This is a genomic window from Mesorhizobium kowhaii, assembly GCF_042431665.1.
Lineage (GTDB): Bacteria > Pseudomonadota > Alphaproteobacteria > Rhizobiales > Rhizobiaceae > Mesorhizobium > Mesorhizobium kowhaii.
Genome location: NZ_JBHLYT010000224.1, coordinates 1 through 706 on the forward strand (window position 1 = coordinate 1; position 706 = coordinate 706).

Annotated in this window: 1 pseudogene; it reads left to right on the forward strand. The window is 62.9% G+C overall.

The window, feature by feature from the left end:
- Positions 1-553, forward strand: a pseudogene (locus tag ACFFNA_RS39785) (IS5 family transposase); the annotation flags it as partial.
- Positions 554-706: the final 153 nt, after the last annotated feature.

Consider the following 706-nt stretch of genomic DNA (forward strand, 5'->3'; position numbering starts at 1 on the left):
CGAGGTTGTGAACGCGCTGCTTTACATGGCTTCGTCGGGCGGAGCATGGCGGCTTCTGCCCAAGGACTTCCCCCCGTTCTCGACGGTGCAGAAATACTTCTGGCGCTGGCGTGACGAAGGACTGCTGCGCACCATCAACAATGAACTCGTCATGGCGGCGCGCGAACGCGAAGGCAGGGAAGCAAGCCCGTCTGCCGGCGTCATCGACAGCCAGACGGTCAAGGCCACCGAAAGCGGCGGAATACGAGGCTTCGACGCTGGCAAGAAGATCATGGGCCGCAAGCGCCACATCGTCGTCGACACGCTGGGCCTGATGGTCGGCGTGGTCGTTCACGCCGCCGACATTCAAGACCGCGACGGCGCGCCGGCCGTCCTGAAATCCATCCTCAAGCGCTGGCCGTGGCTGCGCCATGTCTTTGCCGATGGCGGCTATGCGGGGCCGAAACTGCGCGGCGCCCTGCAAAAGCTCGGAACGTTCACGATGGAGATCGTCAAGCGGTCGGACAGCGCCAACGGCTTCGAAGTCCTGCCGCGCCGATGGGTCGTGGTCCGCTGTACAATGTTGCCAAGTTTGGTTTCGAGTGGTCGGTGCGCATTGAGCCTCCACGCCGTATGCGGTCGCTTGTTGAGGTTCGCCGCGGTTGGGATGCGAGTCGATTTGTCGCGGCCGAATCAGAGCCAACTGGGGATTTAATGCGCCATCGAC